This is a genomic window from Dialister sp. (genome assembly GCF_036343215.1).
Taxonomy (GTDB): Bacteria; Bacillota; Negativicutes; order Veillonellales; family Dialisteraceae; genus Dialister.
This window is the reverse complement of sequence record NZ_JAZASU010000196.1, coordinates 1-1563: the sequence shown is the minus strand read 5'-3', so window position 1 is coordinate 1563 and position 1563 is coordinate 1. Positions and strand designations below refer to the sequence as shown.

At 45.4% G+C, this 1563-nt stretch carries 2 protein-coding genes; both read right to left on the bottom strand.

The genetic code is table 11. From position 1 onward, the window contains the following. Positions 1–11: 11 nt before the first annotated feature. Positions 12–518, bottom strand: a complete 507-nt coding sequence (locus VZT47_RS10325) for a hypothetical protein (protein WP_330224876.1) — start codon at positions 516–518, stop codon at positions 12–14. A 52-nt stretch (positions 519–570) separates the two neighbouring features. Further along, positions 571–1260, bottom strand: a complete 690-nt coding sequence (locus tag VZT47_RS10320; protein ID WP_330224875.1) for an L-2-amino-thiazoline-4-carboxylic acid hydrolase — start codon at positions 1258–1260, stop codon at positions 571–573. Between the last annotated feature and the right edge of the window lie 303 nt (positions 1261–1563).

Here is a 1563-nt window from a genome sequence, read left to right as displayed (position 1 = left end):
TTCTACGCTTTTCATCTTATCAGGATTCTTATTCCCCAATACAACCCACCGATGATCGCAGAAATCGGTATGGAAAACGGGATCAACTGCAGCATCTTCCACTTTTTTACATGGACACTGTGCCATGTGTCGTTCAAATCTTCCGTCCCGGGGATGATCCACCAGTCAGACAAAGCCACCCAGATCGTGTCAATCACAAGCCAGTCAAAAAACTCCGCTCCAAGGAACAGGACATAGAACTGCCCGCAGCAGCTAAAATATGTCTGCGCTCCATTGATATGCAGGATCATAAAGCCAGGAATCAGAATCATCAACGCCAGAAGCAGGATATAAGCAAAGGTTCTTCGTCTTTTTAATTCCCGCTCCGTCATCAATCCTATTTCGATCACTCTCTCCTGCATCACTTTTGGATAGAAAAAGATACCGCCGAGAGGTCCGCGCTTATGCACAAGGATTGCCATATAAAGTGCATATATAATCCACAGGATCAGTATTTCGATAATAAGTTTTCTGATCATCCGATAAGCTCTCCTCCAAACACTCTGGTTTTGTCAGTATCTTTCTCACACTTTACTTTGATCCGACATCCGCCAGTGCATCCGGGTCTTTATCCCCGAGAATCCAGTAGTTGCATTCCCCATCCCCGTCCGCCAGGGTTTTGTGCCGGATCAGTTTCCCATGGGCTGCACTGCAGGTGATCTGGTCGATATAGCATAAGTTCGGGAGAAAATCCAGATAACCATGTTTCCTGGCAAAATCATTTAATGGACAGGTATCATACACAAAAGCGATACCCTTGTCATGGCCATCCGGATTCATCCGCATCACCCAGGTATTTCCCCACTTATTTCCTCTGTATTTCTCTGCCTTTTTCTTATAACGGTTAAGATATCGGTTAATCACTCCTATGATCCATTTATGTTTCAGAAGCCGATTCATATCAAAATGGGAGAGCATGCGAATGGATTTTCCCATTGCCGCATCAATCAGGGAATTCAGATCATCTGCCGTAAAGTTCCGGTCCACCGCTTCATAAAAAGCGAAGAAGGCATAAGCTTCCAGCATGTTGTCCGCCATCGGGTTCTTCCTCCCGCCCAGATCGCCTTCTTCCCGGATCCATTTTTCATCCAGATATATCGTCTTCTTCCAACGTTTTTTCGCTTCCTCGATCGGATAGTGATCCCGCAGCCATTTCGTCATGGCAGGCTTGAACATTTTCAGATATTTATCCATCCTGTTTTCCTCCAATTTTCTGTACAATCATGATGCTCCTGTCATATCAAAGCAGTACGTATATTGTCTGATCCGCCAAAAGAGAACAGAGCAGGTCCGAAATCAATCGAATCCTGCTCCGCGAAAAGTACATTGAAGATGGTTATATTTCACTAACCAATAATATACCTCTAATTCTCCAATTTTTCAATGTCTTTGTGCCTCTTCACAGAATGAACCTCCACCCCCATGCGGTGCTGAACCGCGTCCTATGGAGGTGGTATCAAAGCCCTTCGGGCTTTAAGCCCCTCCGGGTCTTTTGATATTTGACCGTCGTGCCGGTTTCCCCTT